The sequence below is a fragment of the Streptomyces sparsus genome (assembly GCF_054776295.1).
Window position 1 is genome coordinate 340 of record NZ_BAAHCA010000763.1, and the last position, 2,080, is coordinate 2,419.

The following is a 2,080-nucleotide window of genomic DNA, read 5'->3' on the forward strand; positions in this document are numbered from 1 at the left end:
ATGCGGGGCGCGCGCCGTCAGCGACACCTGCCGGCTCGGCGAGGCGTCCGGCGGGCTTCAGTAGGCGAGCCTGCTGCCGCCGTCCGGGGCGGCGGTGCTGGCGTCGACCAGCACGTCGAGCAGTTCCTCCAGGCGTGGCAGGTAGGGGGTGCCGCCGCGCTGCGCCGGCGCCGGCCTCCGCTCCCAGCCCATCAGGCCGCCGCTGGTCTCCGTCGGGGGCAGCGGCACATAGCCGCCCTCACCGTGGAAGCGCAGCGAACTGGGCACCCAGTCCTGGGCGTAGAGCAGTTCGCCGAGCTCCTCCAGGTCGTAGGGGGCGACCAGCAGCAGGAAGCGGGTGGGTGTCGCCACAACCGGGCCCGTGCGCACACCGAGCCGGTCGAGTTCGCGCAGGGCCAGCTCACCGGCGGCGGCGGGCAGGCTCAGCGCGCAGGGTGCCGTGCCGCCGGTCGCCAGGATGACGGAGGCCGTGGGGCGCTGCGTCCACCACCACCGCACCATGCGGGCGTCGGTGGTGGCGGCCAGCAGGTCGGGCTCGAGCGGGTGGGCGCCCGGTACGGCGCAGTCGGGCTGCGGGCACGCGCACGCCCGCTTTGAGGGGCGCACCGAATCCCGCAGTGCCGCACCCGGCACCACCGGCCAGTTCCACTCGGTGGCACAGGTGAGCGCGGCTGTCCGCCGCGCCCATCGGGTCACGCGTCGCCTTCCGAGGATCTCGCGCATGAGCGCTCGTTCCTTTCCGTTAACGCCGAAGATCGACAAGGATCTACCAAGACCGACAACGACCATCGAGAACCATCACATACGTGGATTTCACGTCACTGCGGGTACAAAGCAGCGCATCATGCCGCGGGTCGAGCGTGGAACCTGGCGGGGGGTGGCGCGCGCATGGCGCTTGCGCTCCGTGCTGTCCGTGGTGCTGGGTGCCCTGAACCTGTTCGCCGCTCACCGAACGCGAAAGCCCGGCTGCTGCCGGTTGAGACGCACGGGCCTGCTGCCGGGTTCCGACCGGGCCCAACCGCGCCCCGCTCTTTCCATCCGTACCCAGAACCGACCCTGCGACCGCTGCTGGTTGACGCCAGTCGACCGCGAATCAGCACACGCGGGGGACTTTTCGCGCCAACCTGCGGGACACTCGGTTTGTCACCCCCCGGGTTCCGGTGCCGCCCGGACACCACCACCCGCACAAGGACAATGCTGGACATCCTGTCGCCGGTGCGTGTAGATGTGGACGCATTGCTGGCAGAGCAGCATGACATGGGGGTTTGTGATGTGTTTGAGAAAAAAGATCTCCAGTGAAAGCCGCTGCTCATGAGTACGCCCCGCACTTCAAAAGTGGCTGGAATCAACCCGCCTTCCCCGTTGGCGGAGCACACTACCGCTCCCGCGGCGGCAGCAGAGACGAGTTCCGTACCGCAGCCCACCGGTGAGACGACCGCCGCAGCAGGCACCGCCGGAGTCGACGGCCCGCCCGGCACGACGCTGTTCACGGCTGCCGACGCCGCCCGATCCGGCGCGTCCGCCGAGTGGCGGTCCGGCGCTCCGGTGGTCCCGCGCCCGGGCGGCGACAGCGGTCCCGAGGGGTCTCCCGCCCGAGCGGTGAGTCAGTCGGTGAGCCAACTCGCCGCAGTGCAGGACCACCTCGCCGGCTGGATCTCCGACCTCTCCACCCTTCAGGACCTCACCGAGCGCCTCGCCCGCACCGCGACCCTGGAGGACGCGCTGGACGAGGTGCTGCGCGCCGGAGCGTCCCTGGTGGGCGCACGCCGCGGACTCGTCTCGCTGGAGCCGGCGGACGGCCTCGGTCCGGAACGTACGGTCGGCCTGGGCCTGGGACGGTCGGATCTCGGCCAGATCGAGACGATCCCGCGCGGTTCGGGCTTCTACGGCCGTCTGCTCGACGGACTGCCCGAAGCCGGCCGCCGGGACGAGCTCACCCAGCCGGACATCCTGGGCGAGGACGACCTCGACCCCCGGCACCGCGAGGTCGCCGCCCGGCTCGGTTACGCCGCCAGCCACGCCGTGGCGCTGGTCGCCGGCGCTCCCGCCGAAGCCGGCACCGGTGGCCACGTCACCGGCG

Annotated in this window: 1 protein-coding gene and 1 pseudogene; one reads left to right on the plus strand and one right to left on the minus strand. The window is 71.6% G+C overall.

The window, feature by feature from the left end:
• Nucleotides 1–57: 57 nt before the first annotated feature.
• Entirely contained in the window at nucleotides 58–723 is a 666-nt protein-coding gene (locus ACYVE9_RS23100; protein WP_461029820.1) for a bifunctional DNA primase/polymerase, read from the minus strand.
• A gap of 588 nt (nucleotides 724–1,311) precedes the next feature.
• Here ACYVE9_RS23100 and ACYVE9_RS23105 point away from each other — a divergent pair.
• Nucleotides 1,312–2,080: pseudogene (locus ACYVE9_RS23105) on the plus strand (hypothetical protein); the annotation flags it as partial.